The sequence below is a fragment of the Stenotrophomonas sp. Steno-C17 genome, from assembly GCF_056393165.1.
In genome coordinates, this window is sequence record NZ_JBWJPD010000005.1 from 186935 (window position 1) to 209032 (window position 22098).

Consider the following 22098-nt stretch of genomic DNA (forward strand, 5'->3'; position numbering starts at 1 on the left):
CTACCAGGGCGGGTAGCGCCGGGCCATGCCCGGCGTCCACCAGGGGGTTACGCCACGCGGCCGCGGCGGGCGCGTTCCAGATGCACCAGCAGCAGCGAGATCGCCGCCGGGGTCATGCCCGGAATGCGCTGGGCCTGGCCGATGGTCTGCGGGCGTACGCGTTCGAGCTTCTGCAGCGCTTCGGCCGACAGGCCGCGCACGATGGCATAGTCGAAATCCTGGGCAATGGGCGTGGCTTCATGCCGCTGCTGGCGCTCGATCTCCTCGCGCTGGCGGTCCAGGTAGCCGGCGTACTTCACGCCGATCTCGACCTGTTCGGCCACCTTGCCATCGGCCACGGCCGGGCCCAGTGACGGCACCTGCATCAACTGCGCGTAATCCAGTTCCGGGCGCTTGATCAGGTCCAGCACGTTGGTTTCGCGGCTGACGGCCACGCCCAGCGTTTCCTGCACCTCGCGGCCCAGCGCATTGGCCGGGGTGGCCCACAGCGCGCCCAGTCGCGCGCGCTCGGCGGTGACGGCGGCCTGCTTGGTTTCAAACGCGCTCCAGCGGCGGTCGTCGACCAGGCCCATCTCGCGGCCGACCGGGGTCAGGCGCTGGTCGGCGTTGTCCTCGCGCAGCTGCAGGCGGTACTCGGCGCGGCTGGTGAACATGCGGTACGGCTCGTTGGTGCCGTGGGTGATCAGGTCATCGACCAGCACGCCCAGGTACGCCTCGTCGCGGCGCGGGCACCAGCCGTCCAGCCCACGTACCTGGCGCGCGGCGTTCAGGCCGGCCAGCAGGCCCTGCGCGGCGGCTTCTTCGTAGCCGGTGGTGCCGTTGATCTGGCCGGCGAAGAACAGGCCGTTCACCAGCTTGGTTTCCAGCGAGGCCTTCAGCCCGCGCGGGTCGAAGAAGTCGTATTCGATGGCATAGCCGGGGCGGGTGATGTGCGCGTTCTGGAAGCCGACGATGCTGCGCACCATCTCCAGCTGCACGTCGAACGGCAGCGAGGTGGAAATGCCGTTGGGGTAGATCTCGACGATACCCAGGCCTTCGGGTTCCACGAAGATCTGGTGGCTGGCCTTTTCGGCAAAGCGCACCACCTTGTCTTCGATGGACGGGCAGTAGCGCGGGCCGATGCCTTCGATCTGGCCGCTGTACAGCGGCGAGCGGTGCAGCGCGTCGCGGATGATCTGGTGGGTCTGCTCGGTGGTGTGGGTGATCCAGCAGCTGACCTGCTGCGGGTGCTCGTCCACCGAACCGAGGAAGGACATGACCGGCCGCGGCGTATCGCCGGGCTGTTCGTCCATCACGCTGTAATCGAGCGAACGGCCATCGATGCGCGGCGGCGTGCCGGTCTTCAGCCGGTCCACCTGGAACGGGCGCTCGCGCAGGCGCGCGGCCAGCGTGGTGGCCGGCGGGTCGCCCATGCGGCCGGCGGCGTACTGGGTGGGGCCGACGTGGATCTTGCCGGCCAGGAAGGTGCCGGCGGTCAGCACCACGGCCTCGGCGTCGAAACGCAGGCCGGTCTGGGTGATCACCCCGCGCACGGCATCGCCCTCGATGACCAGGTCATCCACGGCGGCCTGGAACACGGTCAGGTTGGCCTGGCCTTCCACGATGGCGCGGATCGCCATGCGGTACAGGTTGCGGTCGGCCTGGCAGCGGGTGGCACGCACGGCCGGCCCCTTGGAGGCGTTCAGGGTGCGCCACTGGATGCCGGCGCGGTCGGCGGCATGGGCCATGGCCCCGCCCAGCGCATCGATCTCCTTCACCAGATGACCCTTGCCGATGCCGCCGATGGCCGGATTGCAGCTCATCGCGCCCACCGTTTCGATGTTGTGGGTCAGCAGCAGGGTGCGCACGCCGGTACGGGCCGCGGCCAGCGCGGCCTCGGTGCCGGCGTGGCCGCCGCCGATGACGATGACGTCGTAACGATGGAAGGACGGGTTCATAGGGGCAGGTCAACAGGGGGGGCGGGCGCGCCGGGGGCGCTGCCGGGGTGGCGATTTTAGCGCCATTCGGCGGGGGGCGAAGGGGGCGCCTGCATGCTCGGATGAAATCAACCCTAAAGTTGGCAGGAAAGTTGCAGATAACCCGATAGCACCCATCGTGGCTGGCGCTCAGGCGTTGGTGACCGGAATTGGAACAGGGGCCGGTACAGGCGCACGATGGGGAAGCAGGGGGCCGGTGGTCGGGGGACTGCCGGCCCCGTTTTTTTTCGGCCGACAGTGGCGCTATCCACGCATGGCGTGGATCTACCGGCAGCATCAAAAACGAACGGCCCCGCAGTGCGGGGCCGTTCGTCCTGCAGAGGTGCCGACATCCGACAGGGCCGGAACAGGGGGGATCCAGATGTTCCTGTCGGATATCGACGTAGAGCGATTGGTTACAGCTGTGACGTTTTTGTCACTTTGTGACGCGGGCCGTCACCACCCGCGTAGATTGAGGCTTGAACCGGGGGAAATGCAAGATGGTTCAGGGCTCAACTGTGCGCTGCGTCGCACGATTGAGATTGCGCCAAGGGGAACCGTTCATCCTGGGCGCGCTGGGGGCAGCAGCAGGACGCGGCGGCGGCCCGGCCGGGCGTGGCGGAGGCGACGGCCGCTGGGCACCCTGCGGCGGACGGCGCATGGAATCCATGTTGCGCCACGGCGATCCACCGTTGTTCTGGCGGGGCGGCGGCGGCGGACGGTTCTCGCCGCCATTGCCCGGGCGCGGCGGCGGGCGATGGTTGTGCGGCGGTGGGCGATAGATCGGCCGCGAGTAGTACGGGTTGCCATAGCCGTAGTAGCCATAGCCGCCATAGCCGCCGTAGTACGGGTAGCCGGCATCGTAGGGATAGCCGTAGGGGTAGCGGTACTCCGTGGTGGGGGCACCGTGGTAGTAGCCGCCACCGCGGCCGCCGCCAACGTAGTCGTAGGTCGCGCAGCCGGTCAGGGCCAACATCAGGCCACCGGCAAGCAACAGGCGCATTTTCATGTGGAGTCCCCCCAAGGACGGGTGTAGAGCCAGCTTCGGGCGCGCGCGTTGAATCGGCCCTTAATCCCGCCGGCCAGAATGAATGGCGGTGAAGGCCTGCATGCTGGCACGGTCGCAGGCATCGCCGCCAGCGCGGGGGCTTACGTTAACCTTGCGTCATGAGCGATTCACTGTTGCCTACCCCCGCCGATGTACTGGCCGCCGCGGCGCGCATTGCGCCCCATGCCCATGTGACCCCGGTGCTGCGTTCGCACGCGCTGGATGCGCTGGCCGGTGCGTCGTTGGCCTTCAAGGCCGAGCACCTGCAGCGTGGCGGCGCCTTCAAGTTCCGTGGCGCGTGCAATGCGGTGTGGTCGCTGCCGGACGATCAGGCGGCAGCGGGCGTGGTCACCCATTCGTCGGGCAACCACGGCGCTGCGCTGGCGCTGGCCGCGCGCACCCGCGGCATTCCCTGCCACGTGGTCGTGCCTGAAGGCGCGGTGGCCGCCAAGCTGGCCAACATCGCCCGCCACGGCGCCACGCTGTGGCGCTGCCCGCCGACCACCGCCGACCGCGAAGCCACCTGCGCCCAGGTGCAGGCCGATACCGGCGCGACCCTGGTGCACCCCTATGCCGATGCCGCGGTGATGGCCGGGCAGGGCACCGCGGCGCTGGAACTGCTGCACAGCGATGGCCCGTTCGATGTGCTGGTGGTGCCGGTGGGCGGTGGTGGCCTGGCCAGCGGCACTGCGCTGGCGCTGCAGCAGGCCAGTCCGCACACCCGTCTGGTGCTGGCCGAACCGGCCGGCGCCGATGACACGGCCCGTTCGCTGGCCGCCGGTACCCGCCAGGGACCGTTCACCCCGGACACGATCTGCGATGGCCTGCGGACCCTGGTCGGGGTGCCCAACTTCGCCCTGCTGCAGGCTGCCGGCGCCGAGGTGATCGTGGTGGATGATGCCGCCACGATGGCCGCCATGCGCCTGCTGTGGGAGGTGTTGAAGCAGGTGGTCGAACCTTCTTCGGCCACCGTGCTGGCCGCGGTGCTGGCGCAGCCCGCGCGGTTTGCCGGCCTGCGTGTGGGCCTGGTGTTGTCCGGTGGCAACGTGGATCTGCCGGCACTGCGCTGGGAGGCGGCGTGAGCCGCGGCCGGCACCGTGCCCGCACCGGCCTGCTGGGCTGGTTGTGGCGGCTGTTCGTGCTGGTGGTGGTGTGGTTGCTGGGCGTGACGGCCTGGATTGTCTGGGTAGGCGAGCGCGACCAGGCGGCCAAGGCCGACGCGATCATCGTGCTGGGTGCTGCGGCGTACGACGCCAAGCCGTCACCGGTGTTCGAAGAGCGCATCCGCCATGGGCTGGATCTGTACCAGGCCGGCTACGCGCCATTGCTGATCTTCACCGGCGGCTACGGTGGCAGCGGCGCGCGTTTCTCGGAATCACAGGTGGCGCGCCGCTATGCGCTGAAGCATGGCGTGCCCGATGACGCGATCCTGATTGAAACCGCCTCGCGCAATACCGTGCAGAACCTGGTGGAAGCCAAGCGCCTGATGGAGCAGCGGCACCTGCAGCGGGTCATCATTGTCAGCGACCCGCTGCACATGGCCCGCGCGCTGCGCCTGAGCCAGGCGATGGGGATTGAAGCGCTGGCCTCGTCCACGCCCAGCACGCGCTTCCGCAGCTTCCATACCAGCTGGCGTTTCCTGCTGCAGGAAATCTACTTCTTCCACCGCGATCTGGTGCGCCCGCCGTTGAGTTCGCCGGGTAATACCTGAGCGGTTGCCACCCGTTCCTGGTGGGTGCCGAGCCCCGCCCGCTTCTGGTAGGTGCCGACCTTGGTCGGCACGATGTTGGGTCTGCCGGGTTGCAGGTTGCCCCGGTAGGTGCCGACCTTGGTCGGCACGATGCTGGGTGCCCGGCAATCTGACGGGTTGTGCCAACCAAAGTTGGCACCTACCAGAGCGGGATGCAGGTCGGCACGATGTTGGGTGCCCGGCGATCTGACGGGTTGTGCCGACCAAGGTCGGCACCTACCAGAGCGGGATGCAGGTTGGCACGATGCTGGGTGCACGGCGATCTGACGGGTTGTGCCGACCAAGGTCGGCACCTGCCAGAGCAGGCCGTGGGCGGTCATCAGGTCTGCTTGCGGCGGATTGGGATGGCCGACACGGGGACCGACGCAATGTCGTGGCCGCCTTCGCGGATCGGCGCGCCGGGGTCCGGTGCCCAGGCATGGGCGTAGATCACTTCCCAACTGCTGGGCAGCTTGCCATCGGCGCGGCGCAGGGGTTCGTAGGCCGCGGCGGCGGCGGCGAAACGGCCGCGCCCGGTCAGGGTGTGGCGACGGTCCACGCGGGCGTTGGTCGCCCCCATCGCGCGCAGTTCGCGCATCAGCGCGGGCAGGTCGTCGTAGGTCAGGGTGAACAGATCGCGGTCCAGCACCGGGTCGCGGAAGCCGGCCATCATCAGCGCATCGCCGAACTGGGCGATCTGCGCGAAACGACTCACGTGCGGGCGGTCATCGGCGGCGGCAAACGCTTCGTTCAGTTCGATCAGCGTTTCCGGGCCGAAGGTGGAACACAGCAGCAGGCCGCCGGGCTTGAGCACGCGGCGGAAGCCGGCAAACACGGCCGGCAGGTCGTCCAGCCACTGCAGGCACAGGTTGCTGAAGATCACATCGACGCTGTTGTCGGCCAGCGGCAGCGCGGCGGCATCGCCACACAGGCGCTGGAACGGCTTCCACCAGCCGGCCTGGCGCTTGGCCTGGCCCAGCATGGGCAGGGCGACATCCAGCGCGATCACCTGCGCCTTCGGCCAGCGCTTCTTCATCAGCGCACTGGCATGACCGGTGCCGGCACCAATGTCCAGCACCACCGCCGGCGTGCGTGCTTCCAGGTAGTCCAGCGATTCGATCAGCCGCGACTGCACCTCGCGCTGCAGGGCAGCGGCGGCGTCGTAACTGCTGGCGGCGCGGCCGAAGGCGCGGCGGACGTGGCGGGCATCGAAGTGGGACGGCATTGCGAAAGTCTCTTAGAACGTACCGGGGTAGGCGCCGCCGTCGATCAGCAGGTTCTGCCCGGTGAGGTAACCGGCCTGTGCACTGCACAGGAAAGCGCAGGCCGCGCCGAATTCGTCCGGCGTGCCGAAGCGGCCGGCGGGGATCTGCTGGCGGCGGCGCTCGGCCACGGCCTGCGCGTCGCCGTCCTGGCCCGCTGCATGGGCGAAGTTGGCGCGCAGGCGGTCGGTGTCGAACTGGCCGGGCAGCAGGTTGTTGAGGGTGACGTTGTGGCCGACCGTGCGCCGCGCCAGGCCGGCGACGAAGCCGGTCAGGCCGCTGCGCGCGCCGTTGGACAGCGCCAGGGTGTCGATCGGCGCCTTCACCGACGAGGAGGTGATGTTGACGATGCGGCCGAAACCACGCGCGATCATCGCGTCCACGGTGGCACGGATCAGCGCGATCGGCGCCAGCATGTTGGCGTCCAGCGCGGCGATCCAGTCGTCGCGTTCAAACGTGCGGAAATCGCCCGGCGGCGGGCCGCCGGCATTGGTGACCAGGATGTCCACCTGCGGGCAGGCGGCCAGTGCCTGGGCGCGACCGGCATCGGTGGTGACATCGGCGGCCACCGCGCGCACCTCGCCCGCACCGGGCACGGCGCGCAGTGCGTTGGCGGCGGCCAGCAGGGCGGCTTCGCCACGGGCCACGATCACCACGTTCACGCCCTCGGCCACCAGTGCCCGCGCGCAGCCCAGGCCCAGCCCCTTGCTTGCGCCGCACACCAGTGCCCAGCGGCCGGAAATACCCAGATCCATGCGTCAGTCCTGCGTCGTTCGGAAGGCGGTCATTGTCCGCCATCGGCCGGTGACAGGCCGGCAACGAAGTGTTGCAGGGCGGCGGCCACCTGGTCGGCATGGCCGAGGAACGGTGCATGACCGCCGTGGGCGATGGTCAGTGCCTGCGCGTTCGGCGCCAGCGCTGCGGCGGCCTGCATGGCCGCCGGTGACACCAGACGGTCGCGCTGGCCGGCGATCCACAGGCTGGGTGTGGCCAGCGCCGGCAGGGCGCCGCGCAGGTCGGTGCCTTCCAGCAGCCGCAGGCCTTCCAGCAGGGCGCGCTCGGTCGGCGCGCCCCGTTCCACCAGGCGCTGGCGCAGGGTGCGCAGTTCCTCGCGGGCATGCGCCGACCCCATCACGTCCAGGGCCAGGAAGCGTTCCAGGGTGCCGGCGAAATCGCTGGCCAGGTCGCGGCCGAACTGCTCGAACACCGCCGGTTCCACCGCGTGCGGCCAGTCATCGCCGCGCACGAAGCGCGGGGTGGCGGCGATCATCGCCAGGCCGCGCACCTTGGGTACGGTGGCCGCCGCATGCAGGGCGAACAGCCCGCCCAGCGACCAGCCGCACCACACCGCTGGCGGGGTGGCCGTGGCGATCGCGTTCACCACGTAGGGCAGGCGCAGTGGCGTGCTGTCGTCACGGCTGTGGCCGTGGCCGGGCAGGTCCACCACGTGCAGGGTGAAGTGCTCGGCCAGGCGTTCCACCAGCGGCGCGAACACGCCGCCCTGCAGGGCCCAGCCATGGATCAGCACCAGGTCCGGCCCGCGGCCGGTGACATCGATATGCATGCGCGGCCCTGCGTGTATCAGGCGATGGCGCGGTCGAACGGCAGCGACGGCGGCAGCGGATCGGGGGCGAGGGCGGCGCGGCCGACCTGGTCGCGCGCGGTGGCAATGGCGTCCACCAGACCGCGCACCTGTTCGGGCGTATGCAGCGCCGACAGGGTGACGCGCAGCCGCGCCTTGCCTTCCGGCACGGTGGGCGGGCGGATGGCACCGACCAGCCAGCCGGCCTGCTCCAGCGCCTGCGACATCGCCACGGCGGTGTGGTCGTCGCCGCACAGCAGCGGCTGGATCGGCGTTTCCGAGGCCATCACGTCCAGGCCCTGGCGGCGCGCTTCGCTGCGGAACAGGGCAATCAGATCGGTCAGGCGCTCGCGCCGCCAGTGGTCGCGGCGGGCCAGGCGCACCGCTTCCAGCGCGGCGGCGGCCAGGGCCGGCGGCAGCGCGGTGGTGTAGATGTAGGGGCGTGCGGTTTCGGCCAGGTGTTCAATCAGATCGTCGCGGCCCAGCACCAGGGCGCCAGCGCCACCGAGGGCCTTGCCCAGGGTGACCAGCTGCAGCGGCACATCGTCCACGCCCAGCCCGGCGCTGGCCACGGCACCGCGGCCGTCACCCAGCACGCCCACGCCGTGCGCATCGTCCACATAGAACAGCGCCTGCTGCAGGCGCGCCACCAGTGACAGCGCACGCAGCGGCGCGATATCGCCATCCATGCTGAAGACACCGTCGGTGGCCAGCATGGCCGCGCCGTCGGGCGCGTGCTTGAGCTGGCGCATGGCGCCTTCCGGGTCCAGGTGCGGGTAGCGGCGCAAGCGTGCACCGGCCAGCCGGGTGGCATCGAGCAGGCTGGCGTGGTTGAGCTTGTCCTGCACGCAGACGTCGTTCTCTTCGCTCAGCAGCGCCTGCTGCACCGCCAGGTTGGCGGCGAAGCCGCTGCCGAACAGCAGGGCGCGCGGGTACCCCAGCCAATCGGCGACTTCACGTTCCAGTGCGTCGTGCAGCGCGTGGTGGCCGCAGACCAGATGCGAGGCACCGGCGCCGGCGCCTTCGCGCGCGGCGGCGTCCTGCAGTGCATTGACCACACTGAACTGCTGGGCCAGGCCCAGATAATCGTTGCTGCAGAAGCCGGTCAGCCAGCGCCCGTCAACTTCCAGGCGCACGCCATCGCGGCGCGACACCGTGCGCCGGGGGCGGCGACGGCCTTGGGCATCGCGCAACGCGCGCTGGGCTTGAAGGCGGGCGGTCAGGTCGGGGCGGGCCATGGTGGCTACGGGCGACGACGGGGCGGCTAGGGTAGCGCGTTGCCGTCGCGCCCGCTTGTGCCCCGCATCAAGCGGCGCTGGCACGTGCGCAGCCGCCGATATCGGCATGCACGGTGCCGCCGTGGTCATGGCCGGCCGCGTCCACCTGCACCGGCATGGGCTGCAGGCCCAGGCGCGCGAACAGGGCCTGGTCGCGTTCGCTTTCCGGATTGCCGGTGGTCAGTAGTTTTTCGCCGTAGAAAATCGAGTTGGCGCCGGCAAGGAAACACAGCGCCTGCAGCTCATCGCTCATGGACTCGCGGCCGGCCGACAGCCGCACCATCGAACGCGGCATGACGATGCGGGCCACGGCAATCATGCGCACGAACTCGAACGGGTCCAGGGCCGCGCTGCCGTGCAGCGGCGTACCGGCCACCTGCACCAGCTGGTTGATCGGCACCGAATCGGGATGGGCCGGCAGCGTGGCCAGCGCCAGCAGCAGGCCGATGCGCTGCGCACGCGTTTCACCCATGCCGACAATGCCGCCGCAGCAGGTTTTCAGCCCTGCATCGCGCACGTGGCCCAGCGTATCCAGACGGTCCTGGTACTGCCGGGTATGGATGATCGAATCGTAGTAATCCGGCGCGGTGTCCAGATTGTGGTTGTAGTAGTCCAGGCCGGCCTCTTTCAGGGCACGTGCCTGTTCGCCGCTGAGCATGCCCAGGGTGGCGCAGGTTTCCAGGCCGAGCGCCTTCACTCCGGCAATCATCGCGGCCACCTTCGGAATGTCGCGGTCCTTGGGCGAACGCCAGGCGGCGCCCATGCAGAAACGCGATGCACCGGCCGCCTTGGCCTGGCGCGCCTTGGCCAGCACCGCGTCGGTGTCCATCAACTTCTGCGCGTTCACGCCGGTGTTGTAGCGCTGCGCCTGCGGGCAGTACGCGCAGTCTTCCGGGCAGCCGCCGGTCTTCACCGACAGCAGGGTGGACACCTGCACCTGGTCCGGATCGAACTGCGCGCGGTGCACGCTGGCGGCACGGAACAGCAGTTCCGGCAGGGGCAGGTCGAACAGCGCCTGTAGTTCATCGTGCTGCCAGTCGTGGCGGATGGCATAGGCCATGGCGGGACCTGGAAGGGGTTGGAGCGAGGGCGGCAGTGTGGGTGGGTCGGTGAAGACTGTCAACTTCAGATATTACATGTAGGTTTACAGATGTAGGTGCAGCAAGCCGCCGCTGCGGTGTAAGTTGATGGCTGCATAGGGAGTCGCGAGCACCTGCCATGGACAGTTCCCAGACCTACCCGATCGGCCGCGATGCGGTGCTGTGCAGCCTGGCCGAACTGCCGGGCGGCGGCCTGCGCGTGGTGCTGGATGATCTGCGCCAGACCGATCCGCTTGGGCACTGGAAGCACCACGTGCTGGTAACCTTCAAGGACTACCCGGCGGGGCAGCTCGATCCGTCGGCGCTGTCGAACGAGGAACTGCAGGCATTCGGCCATTACGTGCTGGTACGCCTGCTGGCCATCAACGGTTGCCTGCCTGCCGAGGAAAGTGCTGCCGAACCCGATGCGCCGCGTGCCGGCCCGTAGCGGCCGCAGGCACGACCGCGCCGCTACACTGGCCCGCCCAGCAACGGACCTGCCATGGAACTGCCGCACTTCGCCTACCACCCCGACCCGCTCGCCACCGGCAGTGTGATCGCCGCCGATACGCCGTGCGCGTGCTGTGGGCAGTCGCGCGGCTACGTCTATGCCGGGCCGGTCTACGCCGAAGACGAGTACGAGCAGGCGATCTGCCCCTGGTGCATTGCCGATGGGTCGGCGCATGCGCAGCTCGGCGCCACCTTCACCGATGAAGAAGGCGTGGGCGGTGGCGGTGAATGGGACGCGGTAGACGAAGCGATCATCGATGAGGTGGCCCAGCGCACGCCGGGCTTCAACGGCTGGCAGCAGGAACAGTGGTGGACGCACTGCGGCGATGCCGCGCAGTTCATCGGCCGCGCCGGCCGCGTTGAACTGGAAGCACAGGGCGCGGCTGCAGTTGCGGCGATCCAGGACAGTACTGGTTTGGACGACGGCCCACAGTGGCAGCACTTCCTGGCGGCGCTGGACAAAGACGGATCACCCACGGCCTATCTGTTCCGCTGCCGGCACTGTGGCGAACTGGGCGGTTACCAGGATTGCCACTGACAGGAGTCACAAGCATGCAGGCAAGCGAATCTGCCCGTGTTTCAAGGTGCGCCGCTGCGATGGCAATCGTGCTGGCCTGCCTGCTTCCGCTGCAGGGCGGGGCGCAGCAGGCGACGGCCACCGACATTCCCTACGCCACGCCAGACCTTGCCTTGCCTGCCCTGCGTGCGCTGCCGCAGGTACGCGAGCGCCAGGACAACGACTGGGTGGTGCTGCACGACATGCAGGGCCAGGTGTTCTGGTCGGTCACCCTGCCGGGTAATGGCTGGCATCCGTCCATCGTCCGCCGGCAGCTACGCGAGCAGCAGGGTGAAGTCAGCGTCGACATGAAGGTGCGCTGCGGCGCTGCCAAGGAAGACTGCGACAGGTTGCTGCAGGTGTTCCAGGCCAGCAACGACCAATTGCGCGCGGCGGCCAAGGCGATGGCCGGATCGCCGGACAAGGATGGAGGCTGACATGTACCAATGGCAGCCCATCACGTTGCCTGAGCTGGAGGCGCTGGTGGCCGAACAGCTGGGCCGCTGCACGCCCGCCCAGCAGGTGGCCTTCGCCACCCTGCGCGTGCCCTTCCATCGCGTGCCCCTGCATCGCCTCGGTGCCGTAGAGCAGGTGTGGGTGGTGGCCCATGCAGCGGCGGGCTGGCTGTACTACGAAGACGTGGAAGAAGGCTTCGAGACAGGCAAGCCCGATGCGCGCGGCGTACTGCCGGAACGCGGCTGCGATCAGCTAGAGCTGACCCACGCGCTGTACCGCCTGGGGCTGTAAGCCACTACAGCCCCGGCGTGCAGCGCAGCAGCGTCAGGCCGCCTTTGCCTGCTGGCGCGCGCGTGCGCGGCGTTCGATGCTGGCGGCGAACAGCGGGGTTTCGCGGCCATTGTGATCGCCGCCATCGCGCTGGCGTGCTTCGGCCGCTTCTTCGAACGGCGTGCCATGTTCGGCGATGAACTCCAGGAATTCCTGGGTGGGGTGGGCGACCACGCTGTTGGTGTACTCGCAGGTTTTTTCGTCGATCTTCTTCACGCTCAGCGTCCAGATCACCTGCACGCGGGTGCGCCCATTCGGGGTGAAGGCATCGGAGGTGGACACCATGCGGCACAGGCTGGGCGTGGCCACTTCGGCCACGTAGTGCTGCACCATCAGGGTCTTGCCGATCATTTCCACGTTGATGGACATGCGCGTGCCATCGTCGGTGGTGGTGCTGCCAGCGGAAATATGGTCCGGCGGGCAGCAGCGCTGGTACTCGGCTTCGGGCAGGTTGAACAGCCACTCGGCGATGTCCACCTGTTCGATCGGCAGGTTGATGATGGCGCTGTAGGCCGAGGAAGACAGCTGCTTGTCGCTGATGATGATGTCGGACATGTGCGGGCTCCGCAGGGGTGGGGGTGTGTGACCACTATCGGTTGCCGCTGCGCGCAGGGCAGCCAGCCATCGGTATGGGGGCCGCCATCCATCGGGGCGACCTGCCCATACGAAGGTAGGCACGGTGCTGCCGGCAGGTCGTCAGCGGCTGCCGGGTGCGCGAGGTGGCTGCAGCGCGTGCATGCCGGTGCGCAGCGCGGCCGAATCCTCCAGGTCACCCAGGCCGGCCTGCACAAGCAGGGTGATCGCCTGGCCCTGGCGACGGGCCATGTCCTGCACCGATTCGCCACTGGAATCGTTGCGCCACACCGTCCACAGCGCGCCCAGGCGGTCGTCGATCCGCACCACCGCGGTATGGAACTCGTCAACGTCACCGCCAAAGACTCTTGCCGGGCACAGCAGGATCGCGCCCTCCTTCTCTGAGGGAAGCCGCTGCCGCGGTTCGCCTTCCAGGCAGTTTGGAACCACGCGGCCGCCATGGGCCTGCAGCGCCTGCAGATCGACCAGAGTGAACCGCGCAGGTACCGCGCGGGCCGTGGCATCGCTGCCTTCCAGGCACGCCGCCCGCGCCCAAGGTCGTGCAAGCCGCTGGCACCGCACTGCGCGATCGAGGCTTTCAGTTGACAGCGCGGGACTGCTTACCGCTACCTCGGCGGAGTCGAAGCGGATCGGCGCCTTGCGCTGCAGGCTGCGACGCAGCAGCGCGGCCCGAAGCCTGTTGTCTTTCAGGCTGTCGTCACGCGGGCCCAGCGAGAACACGCTGCCGTGCTCGCCGTAACCCTGCAGGGCCGCGATGGGCAGCTCAAGAGTGTGTTGGCCAATCTCGATACGCACCTGCGTGGCCAGCGTCTCCACGTCGGTTTCCTTGCCGCCGGTCTGGCAACTGGCCGTCAGTGCGATGGCGGCCAGCCACAGGACGTGTCGAAGCGTGCGGAGGTGTCGCGGCCGCTGCACGGCAACCGCTGCGGAAGACCGGATGAACGTGTGAGGGGGCATGCGCGCGGCGACCGGTTCGGAGTGGAGCGCAGCATGCCGGGGTTGGATGGTGCCACGATGGGGCGAATGTGAAGTGGCGATGGAGTGCTTCCGCCTCTACCGACAAGCAACGCCGATCTGCACGCATCCCTGGCGCAGCGGCGCCCTGCAATGGCAGGGCGCCCGCAGAACGTTGCCCGCTTACACCTGGGCCATGCCACCGTCGACGAACAACTCGACGCCGTTGATGAAACTGGCCGCATCCGAGGACAGGAAGGCCACGGCATTGGCCACCTCCTGCGGTTCGCCCAGGCGTGCCAGCGGCACCTGCGCTGCCAGATGATCGAACAGGCCCTGGCGGGCGTCATCGGGCACCAGGTCGCCCAGGCCGGGGGTGCGGATCGGGCCCGGGCTGACCACGTTCACGCGGATCTTGCGGTCCTTCAGGTCCAGCGACCACGAGCGGGCAAAGTTGCGCACCGCCGCCTTGCTGGCGCTGTACACGCTGAAGTTGGCGGTGCCCTGGATCGACACGGTCGAACCGGTCAGCACGATCGAGGCGCCGTCGACCAGCAGCGGCAGGGCCTTCTGCACGGTGAACAGCACGCCGCGCACGTTGGTGGCGAAGATGCGGTCGAAGTGTTCTTCGGTGATCGCCCCCAGCGGCAGCATGTCGCCGCCGCCGGCATTGGCGAACAGAATATCCAGGCGGCCGGCCTGGCGGGCGATCTGCGCGTAGACCGCATCGAGGTCGCTCGGCTGCGAGGCGTCGGCACGGATGCCGGTGGCCTGCGCGCCGATGCTGGCCACGGCGGCATCCAGTTCCGGCTGGCGGCGGCCGGTGATGAAGACCGTTGCGCCCAGGCGGGCCAGGTGCTGGGCGGTGGCCAGGCCGATGCCGGTGGTGCCACCGGTGACCAGGGCGATCTTGCCGTTGAAATCAGTGCTCATGGTGTTCTCCTGTAGGGGCTGCCGGGGAGGGAGGTGGCAGCGGGTGGGAGAATGATGGGCGGCCGCGCTTGGGTGATAAATCATGCGCAATGACAATCACTATGCACCTGCATGCATAATGCGCGGCATGAACCAGCTCAACGCCATCCATGCCTTCGCCCGCGTGGTCGAGACCGGCAGCTTCACCCGCGCCGCCGATTCACTGGACATGCCCACCACCTCGCTGAGCAAGCTGGTGCGCGAGCTGGAGGCGCACCTGGGCGTGCGGCTGCTGCAGCGGACGACCCGCCGGGTGGCGGTGACCGCCGAAGGCCAGACGTACTACGAGAAGGCTGGCCGCCTGCTGCGCGACCTGCAGGATGTCGATGCCTCGTTCAGTGCGGCACGCGGAACGCCGCGGGGCCTGCTGCGCGTGGACATCGGCGGTTCCACGGCGCGTGACGTGCTGATTCCGCTGCTGCCGGCGTTCATGGCGCGCTACCCGGAGATCCGCATCGAGCTCGGCGTGTCCGACCGCACGGTGAACCTGATCGGTGAGAACGTGGATTGTGTGATCCGCGGCGGCGCGCTGGATGACTCGTCGCTGGTCGCACGGCACCTGGGCGATGCGCGGCTTATCACCTGCGCCAGCCCGGCCTATCTGAAGGCGCATGGCGTGCCGGCGTATCCGGAAGAACTGCGCAATGGCCACCGCTTGATCAGCTATCTGCTGCCGTCGAACGGGCGCGCCGTGCCGTTCCGGTTCCGTGGCCCCGATGGTGCTTTCGAGATCAAGGCCGAGCACCGCCTGGGCATCAATGAAAGCAATGGCCATCTGGCCGCTGCGGTCGCAGGGCTGGGCCTGGTGCAGACCTTCGGCTATGCAGCCGGCGCGGCGCTGCGCAGCAAGGCGCTGGTGGAGGTGCTGCAGCCCTGGCGGCCGGCGTCGTATCCGTTCCATGTGGTGTACCCGGATAACCGCCATGTCAGCCCGCGGCTGCGGGTGTTCATCGACTGGCTGGTGGAGGTGATGCCGCCGTTGTTGGGGGCGGCACCCTGAGCCGTCAGCGCAGCATTACCGGCGTCGCGGCCGCACGGATACGTGTGGGTGGTCCGGAACATGCCAGCGCCACGGGAAATCCACGGCGAGGCTGATGCCGATGCGCGGTCCCACCACGGGCGCGGTCGGCGGTGGCGTGTCGTCGGAGGCGATGACGATGCCACGGTTGGCGCCGACCAGGTCCGCACCGTCCAGATCGCGAGTAATGCCGAAGGCCTGGGAGAGCTTGCCGGGGCCGTTGGCCAGATCGCGCTCGCGCCTGGCAGCAGGCCGCGCCGCCTGCATGGCCCCTACGCCGGCCACGGGTTCGGCCGCCCTCAGCAGTACGCCGACACCTTCGCCGACCTCACCACACACCGCGTTGCTGCCCCAGTGCATGCCATAGGTGAAGTACACATAGAGATGACCCGCCTCGCCGAACATCGTGGCATTGCGTGCGGTCTGCCCTCGATACGAGTGCGCGGCGGGGTCTTCGCTTCCCGCATAGGCCTCGACTTCCACGATGCGCGCGGCGCGGCCGTCGTCACGCACGATCAGTTTGTTCAACAACTCCGGTGCAACCAACGTGGGATGGCGTCGGTAGAAATCGCGCGGCAGTACGCTCCATTCGGCGGGAAGCCAATGGAGGGTTGTGCCCGGCTTCTGCGTTGATGCCGACATGTCATTGCATGCGTTGCGCGATGGCGATCAGGCTAGACCACCCTATGTGCAGTGCACGTGTCGGTTCGCGGGCGATGCAGCGGGCAATCCTTACCGCATGGCGCCGCAGCGACTGATAGCGCCCTGGCGGCGCTGCGTGCATGTTCAAGCGCATGCACGTACGGCGATTCCAGGACGTCCTGACCCACGCTGCGAGGCAGACGCTGCAGCTGCTGCTGCCCCTGCGCTGCCTGGTCTGCGGCGAGCCCGGCCACGATGGCCTGGATCTGTGCGCTGCCTGTCTGGCCGATATCCCCTGGTCGGGCCGGGCGTGCCACCGCTGCGCGCTGCCGCTGCCCGACAGCGCGCTGCCGGTGTGCGGTACCTGCCGCGACGAGCCGCCACCGCAGATGGCTACGCACGCCAGCCTGTTGTACCTGCCGCCGGTGGACCAGTTGCTGCTGCGCTTCAAGTTCCACCATGATCTGGCGGCGGGACGATTGCTGGCGCAGCTGATGCTGCGCCATCCCCCGGCGTGGACCTGCCCGCCGCTGGCGCCGGTGCCGCTGCATCGCCGACGCCTGCGCCAGCGTGGCTACAACCAGGCCGGGGAGCTGTGCCGGTTCCTGCAGCAACCGGTGTGGCGCGGGCTGTACCGCCGCCGCCATACCGCGCCGCAGTCAGAGCGCAGTGCCGAACAGCGAAGGGACAACCTGTTCGATGCGTTCGACGTGCGCGGCCCGGTGCCGGCACGGGTGACCCTGGTGGATGACGTGATGACCACCGGCAGCACGGTGCTGGAAATCGCCGAGACGCTGAGGCTGGTGGGCGTGGGTGAGGTACGCGCCTGGGTCTGCGCGCGGGTGCCGTGAGCGTGCCCGGATGGTCTGTGGCTTACGGCGCTGTGATGCAAGCCGGTAGAGTCGACTGTCAGTCGACCAGCGCGCGCAGCGCGGGGTTTTTCGCCATCTGAAGCAAGAGCAGTCGACCAACGGTCGACTCTACCCAGCAGATCTGCACGCGGGTGCCATGACGGTGTCGTCATCGACGCTGGCGCTAGGATGCAGGTTGGATCCTGATCGAAGGAGTGGTCATGTTGTCTCCGGACTCGTCCCGCCCGTCGCTGGTGACGGCCATTGGCCGCAGCTGGCCGATCCTGCTGCTGTACGGCGTGGTGGCGTTGGGGTTTGGCATCACCGCCATTGGCTGGCCGCTGTCGGCGGCTACCGCACTGGCCTGGGTGCTGGGCGTGATGGCCATTGCCGAAGGGGTGATCAGTCTGCTGGCGCTGATCACTGGCGGCAGCGGCGCGCCGCGCGGTTGGCTGCTGCTGTATGCGCTGGCGTCGCTGGGTTTTGGCGTGCTGGCGATCATCAACCCGCTGGCTACGGCCAGTGTGCTGGTGCTGCTGCTGGCCGTGTGGCTGCTGATGGCCGGGCTGTATCGCATCGTGTTTGCCATTCGCGTGCGCAAGCAGATCCAGGGCGAGTGGCTGCTGATTGTCAGCGGTGTGCTGGCCGTGGTGCTGGGCGTATTGCTGGCGGCCAACCCGGTGACAGGCCTGGCGGTGACCACGCTGTGGATCGGCGTTGGCAGCCTGGTGTATGGGGTGCTGCAGATCGTGGTGGCATTGAAGCTGCGCAAGCTGACGTAGCGTCGAGCTTGCTCGACGGCTGTTGGAGGGTCGACCAAGGTCGACCGCTACCAGTCAAAGCGGGGCCAGGTAGAGTAGAGCTTGCTCGACTGCGGTTCGCGACAAGCCCGCGCTGCGCGCGATGGTCGACCAAGGTCGACCGCTACCAGGCAAAGCGGGGCCGGTAGAGTCGAGCTTGCTCGACTGCAGTTCGCGTCAAGCCCGCGCTTCGCGCGACGGTCGACCAAGGTCGACCGCTACCAGGCAAAGGGGGGCCCGGTAGAGTCGAGCTTGCTCGGCTGCAGTTCGCGACAAGCGCGCGCTGCGCGCGATGGTCGACCAAGGTCGACCGCTACCGGGCAATGCGGGGCCCGGTAGAGTCGAGCTTGCTCGACTGCAGTTCGCGACAAGCACGCGCTTCGCGCGACGGTCGACCAAGGTCGACCGCTACCAGGCAATGCGGGGCCCGGTAGAGTCGAGCTTGCTCGACTGCAGTTCGCGACAAGCCCGCGCTGCGCGCGATGGTCGACCAAGGTTGACCGCTACCAGGCAAAGCGGGGCCGGTAGAGTCGAGCTTGCTCGACTGCTGTTCGCGACAAGCCCGCGCGGCGCGCGATGGTCGACCAAGGTCGACCGCTACCCAGCAAAGCGTCCAACCGCTTACCGGAAATGCGCTTCGATCTCCTCCAGCGATTTGCCCTTGGTTTCAGGCAGCCACAGCGCGGCCACCAGGAAGAACACGAACGTGCAGCCGGCCCAGAGCAGGAACATGCTGGCGTAGCCGTAGTGGCCCACCGTGGGCAGGAACAGCGCCGCAATCGTGGTCGAAACGAACTGGTTGATCAGCAGCGCGATGCTCATGCCGTTGGAGCGGATGCGGTTGGGCATCAGCTCGGACAGCGCCAGCCATACGCACACACCGGGGCCGACGGCGAAGAAGGCGACGAATACCAGGATGCACGCGGCTACCGCCCAGCCATGGGCCGGCGGCGGTACCGGGCCGATGCGCGCCTGTTCGATGCGCAGCGGCGCCTGCGCGGCGCTGGCCGGGTCGGCGAAGGGATTCAGGTGCAGACGGCGGAAGAACGTACCGATCACGCTGTCCGGCTGCACGGTGCCGGCACGCTCGATGCGCAGCTCGCGGTCACCCGGGTTGTCGCTGCGCAACGCGCGCACATTGGTGAAATCGCCGTAGGCATAGGACACGGTCAGTTGCAGCGGCCGCCCTTCGCGGTCGATGCCCGCGCCCAACTGTTGCCACTGCGCGTCATCCAGCACCAGGCGAAGGCCATCGCCCTGTACCGCTGCGTGCAACTGCGGCTGCACATCGGCACGGCCGCGCTCGGCCTGGAAGAACAGGGTGGCGGCTGCCAGCAGCGCTACGCAGATGCCACCACTGCCCAGCATCAGCAGGAACTTGCGGCCCTTGCGATCGACCAGCAGCAGCGCGGCCACGGTCATCAGCGCATTGAGCAGCTTGATGGCTACGTCGGCACCATTGGCCACCGAACCCGACAGACCCGCCTGGTTGAGGATGTTCACCGCATAGGCCAGCACCGAGTTGATGCCGGTGGCCTGGGTGCAGGCCAGCACCACGCAGGCCAGCAGGAAGGGCTTCACGTAGCGGCGGCTGAGCAGCGGCTCACGCTTGCCGTCGGCACTGCGGGTATCCGGTGCCTGGATCTGCGCCAGCGTGGGCTCCACCTGGTCGGGCGCCAGTACGCGCTGCAGGCTGCGCCGCGCGTCGTCCAGGCGCCCACGCTGGACCAGCCAGCGCGGGGATTCAGACAGCCAGAACAGGCCCACGCAGAACACGATGCCCGGGGTCAGGCAGCTCCAGAAGATGGTGCGCCAGGCATGGTCCTTGGCCGCGAACAGTGCCTGCGCCTGCTGTGCGTCCGGCAGGCGTCGCGCTGCTTCGCTGGCTGCATCCACGGCGTGGGCCTGGTACAGACCGATCAACGCGGCCAGCACCAGGCCAATGGTCAGCAGCAGCTGGAACATGGCCGCACCCCGGCCACGCCTTTCGGGGCTGAGTACTTCGGCCAGGTACAGCGGCACCACCACGCCGATCAGGCCGCCGCTGATGCCCTGCAGCAGGCGGCCCAGCAGCAGCGGCGTATAGCCGGAGGCGAGCGCCATGATCGGAATGGATGCGGTGAACAGCACGCCGGCCAGCAGCATGGCGCCACGGCGGCCGATCAGGTCGGCCACCAGCCCGGCGAACAGCGAAGAGAGCACACTGCCCAGCAGCACCGCCGCCACCACGAAGCCCAGCTGCTGGCTGCTCAGGTGCCAGGCCTGGCTGGCGGTGGCTTCCAGGTAGGGCAGGGCGCCGGCAATGATGCCGATGTCGATGCCGTACAGCAGACCGCCCAGGCCGCCGATGAACAGCAGATAGCGAACGGGCCAGCGCGGAGCGGTACATGCAGTCATCGACAGGTTTCCTGTGCGGCGTTTCGGTGCGGATTGCTTCTGTAGAGTCGAGCTTGCTCGACTGAGCGCGCACGGCGGGGCAGAGCAGTCGAGCAAGCTCGACTCTACGAGAGGCGGTACGTCAGGCGTTTTCGGGTGTTACGAACGTGGTACGTCAGGCTGGTGCAGCGTTGAGATCAATCACGTGCCCACCCACCACCACCTGCTGCAGGCGCAGGCTGGCGTCGAGCACCACCAGGTCGGCCAGGGTGTCGGGCGCAATGCGGCCGCGATCCTGCAGGCCCAGGTAATCGGCCGGGAAGGTGGATACGCGCTGCGCGGCGTCAGCCAGGTCCAGGCCCACCTGCACCAGGTTGCGCAGTGCCTGGTCCATGGTCAGCGCGCTGCCGGCCAGCGAACCGCTGGCCAGGCGCACGCAGCCGCCGCACTTGTGCACGCGCTGTTCGCCCAGTGCGTATTCGCCATCGGGCATGCCGGTAGCGGCGGTCGCATCGGTGACCGCGTACAGCCGCGGAATCGCGCGCGCGGCCAGGCGGATCACGCCGGGATGGATGTGCTGCAGATCGGGAATGATTTCCGCGTACTGCGCATGCGCCAGCGCGGCGGCGGCAATGCCGGGGCGGTAGTGATCCACGCCAGTCATGCCGTTGAACAAATGGGTGAATCCCGAGGCGCCGGCCTGCAATGCGGCCACGCCTTCTTCGTAGCTGCCAGCACTGTGCCCCAGCTGCACGCGGATGCCCATGGCGGCCAGCGCGGGTATCAGCGCGGTGTGCTCGCCGATCTCCGGGGCCAGCGTCATCACCCGGATCGGGGCGAGCGCATGCAGCTGCTGCACCAGTGCCAGCGTGGCCTCGATGGTGCGGTTGGGCTGTGCGCCCAAGCGCTGTGGACTGATGAAGGGCCCTTCCAGATGCACGCCGGCGATGCGGGCGGCATCGGCCTGCGGCGCGGCCTGGGCCGCCGCGACGCCACGCAGGGCGTGCTCGATCTCGTCCAGCCCGGCGGTCATGGTGGTGGCCAGCAGGGTGGTGGTGCCGAACCGGGTATGGGTGCGGGCGATGGTGCGCGCCACGTCGCCACCCTGCATCAGGTCCACGCCCGCCGCACCGTGCACGTGCAGGTCGATGAAGCCGGGCAGGATCACCGGCAACTGCAGGTCATCCGCACCGCTGTGGTCATCGACCTGCAGCTGGCGCACGTGTGAATCAAAGTGGACATGGCCGCGTCGCCAGCCCAGTGGGGTCAGGATGCGGCCGTACAGCGTGTGTGTCGGGTTCATGGCGGTGTCTCGGCGATGATCACTTCGATGCCCAGCCGCTGCAGCCCCTCGCGGGTGGCGTCGTCGATGCCCGGATCGGTGATGACCGCGTGGATCTGGTCGAGGCGGGCGATGCGGTGCAGGCTGACGCGGCCAAACTTGGATGCGTCGGTGAGCACCACGATGCGTCTCGCCCGTTCGACCATGCGGTGGTTGAGGCGGGCTTCGGCTTCGTCGTGGGTGGTCAGGCCGAACTGCAGGTCCAGGCCATCCACGCCCAGGAACAGGGTGTCGAAGCTGTAGGAGTTGAGGCTGGCCTCGGCCTGGCTGCCCTGCAGCGACAGCGATTGCTGGCGCAGCAGGCCGCCGGTCAGCAGCACGTTGATGCCCGGCGCATTGGCCAGTTCCCAGGCGATGTTCAGGCCGTTGGTCATCACGGTCACATCGCGATGGCCGCGCAGGTGGCGGGCCAGGGTCATGGTGGTGGAGCCGGAGTCGATGATGATGTTGTCACCGCCCTGCACCAGCCGCGCGGCGCGGGCGCCGATCGATTCCTTCAGCGGCAGGTTCAGCGCATCCTTTTCATGGATGTCCTGTTCCTGCGGCGGGGTGCGCACCAGCGTGGCGCCGCCGTGGGTGCGGTTGGCCAGGCCTTGCGCCTCGAAATGGGTCAGGTCGGCGCGGATGGTCACCGCAGACACGCCATAGCGCTCCACCAGATCAGCCACCTGCACGGTGCCGTGTTCGATCAGGCGCTGCAGGATCTGTTGGCGACGGGAGCGGGTGTTGCGCATGGCCATCTCTCGGTTTCGTGTGAAAGGTAGA

The 22098-nt window shown here is 68.5% G+C and carries 23 protein-coding genes; 9 read left to right on the plus strand and 14 right to left on the minus strand.

Features of this window, described 5'->3' with window-relative positions; genetic code table 11:
* Positions 1 to 47: 47 nt before the first annotated feature.
* Positions 48 to 1937 carry a tRNA uridine-5-carboxymethylaminomethyl(34) synthesis enzyme MnmG gene (mnmG, locus tag AC06FA_RS06840; protein WP_478067648.1) on the minus strand — a complete coding sequence of 630 codons (1890 nt, stop codon included), beginning with the start codon at positions 1935 to 1937 and terminating at the stop codon, positions 48 to 50.
* Between the two features lie 523 nt (positions 1938 to 2460).
* Positions 2461 to 2964: a hypothetical protein gene (locus AC06FA_RS06845; protein WP_478067649.1), complete on the minus strand. Its 504-nt coding sequence runs from the start codon at positions 2962 to 2964 to the stop codon at positions 2461 to 2463.
* A gap of 158 nt (positions 2965 to 3122) precedes the next feature.
* On the opposite strand from AC06FA_RS06845, the gene AC06FA_RS06850 reads away from it, so the two are divergent.
* The gene (locus tag AC06FA_RS06850; protein ID WP_478067650.1) at positions 3123 to 4085 is read left to right on the plus strand and encodes a pyridoxal-phosphate dependent enzyme; all 963 of its coding nucleotides are present in this window, start codon (positions 3123 to 3125) and stop codon (positions 4083 to 4085) included.
* A complete protein-coding gene (locus AC06FA_RS06855; RefSeq protein ID WP_164275080.1) occupies positions 4070 to 4714 on the plus strand; it encodes a YdcF family protein in 645 nt (214 codons plus the stop codon). Before AC06FA_RS06850 ends, AC06FA_RS06855 begins: the two co-directional genes overlap by 16 nt.
* Positions 4715 to 5072: 358 nt before the next feature.
* Here AC06FA_RS06855 and bioC read toward each other — a convergent pair whose 3' ends face one another.
* From bioC to bioB, 5 genes are all read right to left on the minus strand, one after another.
* Positions 5073 to 5957: a malonyl-ACP O-methyltransferase BioC gene (bioC, locus tag AC06FA_RS06860; RefSeq protein ID WP_478067651.1), complete on the minus strand. Its 885-nt coding sequence runs from the start codon at positions 5955 to 5957 to the stop codon at positions 5073 to 5075.
* A gap of 12 nt (positions 5958 to 5969) precedes the next feature.
* Positions 5970 to 6749 carry an SDR family oxidoreductase gene (locus AC06FA_RS06865; RefSeq protein ID WP_478067652.1) on the minus strand — a complete coding sequence of 260 codons (780 nt, stop codon included), beginning with the start codon at positions 6747 to 6749 and terminating at the stop codon, positions 5970 to 5972.
* Positions 6750 to 6778: 29 nt separating this feature from the next.
* On the minus strand, positions 6779 to 7558 hold the full coding sequence (gene bioH / locus AC06FA_RS06870; protein WP_478067653.1) for a pimeloyl-ACP methyl ester esterase BioH: 780 nt from the start codon (positions 7556 to 7558) through the stop codon (positions 6779 to 6781).
* Positions 7559 to 7575: 17 nt separating this feature from the next.
* Entirely contained in the window at positions 7576 to 8814 is a 1239-nt protein-coding gene (bioF, locus tag AC06FA_RS06875; protein ID WP_478067654.1) for an 8-amino-7-oxononanoate synthase, read from the minus strand.
* A gap of 67 nt (positions 8815 to 8881) precedes the next feature.
* Complete coding sequence (bioB, locus tag AC06FA_RS06880) at positions 8882 to 9913, minus strand: biotin synthase BioB (RefSeq protein ID WP_478067655.1); 1032 nt, start codon at positions 9911 to 9913, stop codon at positions 8882 to 8884.
* Between the two features lie 158 nt (positions 9914 to 10071).
* Here bioB and AC06FA_RS06885 point away from each other — a divergent pair, with 158 nt between their 5' ends.
* Genes AC06FA_RS06885 through AC06FA_RS06900 form a run of 4 tightly spaced genes read left to right on the plus strand, consistent with a single transcriptional unit; the run spans position 10072 to position 11745 of the window.
* Positions 10072 to 10380 (plus strand): hypothetical protein, encoded by a 309-nt coding sequence (locus AC06FA_RS06885; RefSeq protein WP_478067656.1) that lies wholly within the window; start codon positions 10072 to 10074, stop codon positions 10378 to 10380.
* A gap of 54 nt (positions 10381 to 10434) precedes the next feature.
* Positions 10435 to 10980 carry a CbrC family protein gene (locus tag AC06FA_RS06890; protein WP_478067657.1) on the plus strand — a complete coding sequence of 182 codons (546 nt, stop codon included), beginning with the start codon at positions 10435 to 10437 and terminating at the stop codon, positions 10978 to 10980.
* Between the two features lie 59 nt (positions 10981 to 11039).
* A complete protein-coding gene (locus AC06FA_RS06895) occupies positions 11040 to 11435 on the plus strand; it encodes a hypothetical protein (RefSeq protein WP_478067658.1) in 396 nt (131 codons plus the stop codon).
* Position 11436: 1 nt separating this feature from the next.
* Positions 11437 to 11745 (plus strand): hypothetical protein, encoded by a 309-nt coding sequence (locus AC06FA_RS06900; protein ID WP_478067659.1) that lies wholly within the window; start codon positions 11437 to 11439, stop codon positions 11743 to 11745.
* A 33-nt stretch (positions 11746 to 11778) separates the two neighbouring features.
* Here the strand turns inward: AC06FA_RS06900 and AC06FA_RS06905 are convergent, their stop codons facing one another.
* The 3 genes from AC06FA_RS06905 to AC06FA_RS06915 all read right to left on the minus strand — a co-directional run bounded on the left by AC06FA_RS06905 (position 11779) and on the right by AC06FA_RS06915 (position 14265).
* Entirely contained in the window at positions 11779 to 12339 is a 561-nt protein-coding gene (locus tag AC06FA_RS06905; protein WP_478067660.1) for a hypothetical protein, read from the minus strand.
* Between the two features lie 141 nt (positions 12340 to 12480).
* Positions 12481 to 13293, minus strand: coding sequence for a hypothetical protein (locus tag AC06FA_RS06910; protein WP_478067661.1), 813 nt, complete (start codon positions 13291 to 13293; stop codon positions 12481 to 12483).
* Positions 13294 to 13515: 222 nt separating this feature from the next.
* The gene (locus AC06FA_RS06915; protein ID WP_478067662.1) at positions 13516 to 14265 is read right to left on the minus strand and encodes an SDR family NAD(P)-dependent oxidoreductase; all 750 of its coding nucleotides are present in this window, start codon (positions 14263 to 14265) and stop codon (positions 13516 to 13518) included.
* A gap of 127 nt (positions 14266 to 14392) precedes the next feature.
* Here AC06FA_RS06915 and AC06FA_RS06920 point away from each other — a divergent pair, with 127 nt between their 5' ends.
* Positions 14393 to 15304, plus strand: coding sequence for a LysR family transcriptional regulator (locus tag AC06FA_RS06920; protein WP_478067663.1), 912 nt, complete (start codon positions 14393 to 14395; stop codon positions 15302 to 15304).
* A gap of 15 nt (positions 15305 to 15319) precedes the next feature.
* Here the strand turns inward: AC06FA_RS06920 and AC06FA_RS06925 are convergent, their stop codons facing one another.
* Positions 15320 to 15964 carry a DNA-3-methyladenine glycosylase gene (locus tag AC06FA_RS06925; RefSeq protein WP_478067664.1) on the minus strand — a complete coding sequence of 215 codons (645 nt, stop codon included), beginning with the start codon at positions 15962 to 15964 and terminating at the stop codon, positions 15320 to 15322.
* A gap of 152 nt (positions 15965 to 16116) precedes the next feature.
* Between AC06FA_RS06925 and AC06FA_RS06930 the strand changes: the two genes are divergently transcribed.
* A complete protein-coding gene (locus AC06FA_RS06930) occupies positions 16117 to 16815 on the plus strand; it encodes a double zinc ribbon domain-containing protein (RefSeq protein ID WP_478067665.1) in 699 nt (232 codons plus the stop codon).
* A 221-nt stretch (positions 16816 to 17036) separates the two neighbouring features.
* Positions 17037 to 17597: an HdeD family acid-resistance protein gene (locus tag AC06FA_RS06935; protein WP_478067666.1), complete on the plus strand. Its 561-nt coding sequence runs from the start codon at positions 17037 to 17039 to the stop codon at positions 17595 to 17597.
* Between the two features lie 639 nt (positions 17598 to 18236).
* Here the strand turns inward: AC06FA_RS06935 and AC06FA_RS06940 are convergent.
* The 3 genes from AC06FA_RS06940 to AC06FA_RS06950 all read right to left on the minus strand — a co-directional run bounded on the left by AC06FA_RS06940 (position 18237) and on the right by AC06FA_RS06950 (position 22067).
* On the minus strand, positions 18237 to 20012 hold the full coding sequence (locus AC06FA_RS06940) for an MFS transporter (RefSeq protein WP_478067667.1): 1776 nt from the start codon (positions 20010 to 20012) through the stop codon (positions 18237 to 18239).
* Between the two features lie 154 nt (positions 20013 to 20166).
* Complete coding sequence (gene nagA, locus AC06FA_RS06945; RefSeq protein ID WP_478067668.1) at positions 20167 to 21294, minus strand: N-acetylglucosamine-6-phosphate deacetylase; 1128 nt, start codon at positions 21292 to 21294, stop codon at positions 20167 to 20169.
* Complete coding sequence (locus AC06FA_RS06950; RefSeq protein ID WP_478067669.1) at positions 21291 to 22067, minus strand: DeoR family transcriptional regulator; 777 nt, start codon at positions 22065 to 22067, stop codon at positions 21291 to 21293. The genes nagA and AC06FA_RS06950 overlap by 4 nt, the downstream gene beginning before the upstream one ends.
* Positions 22068 to 22098 lie beyond the last annotated feature (31 nt).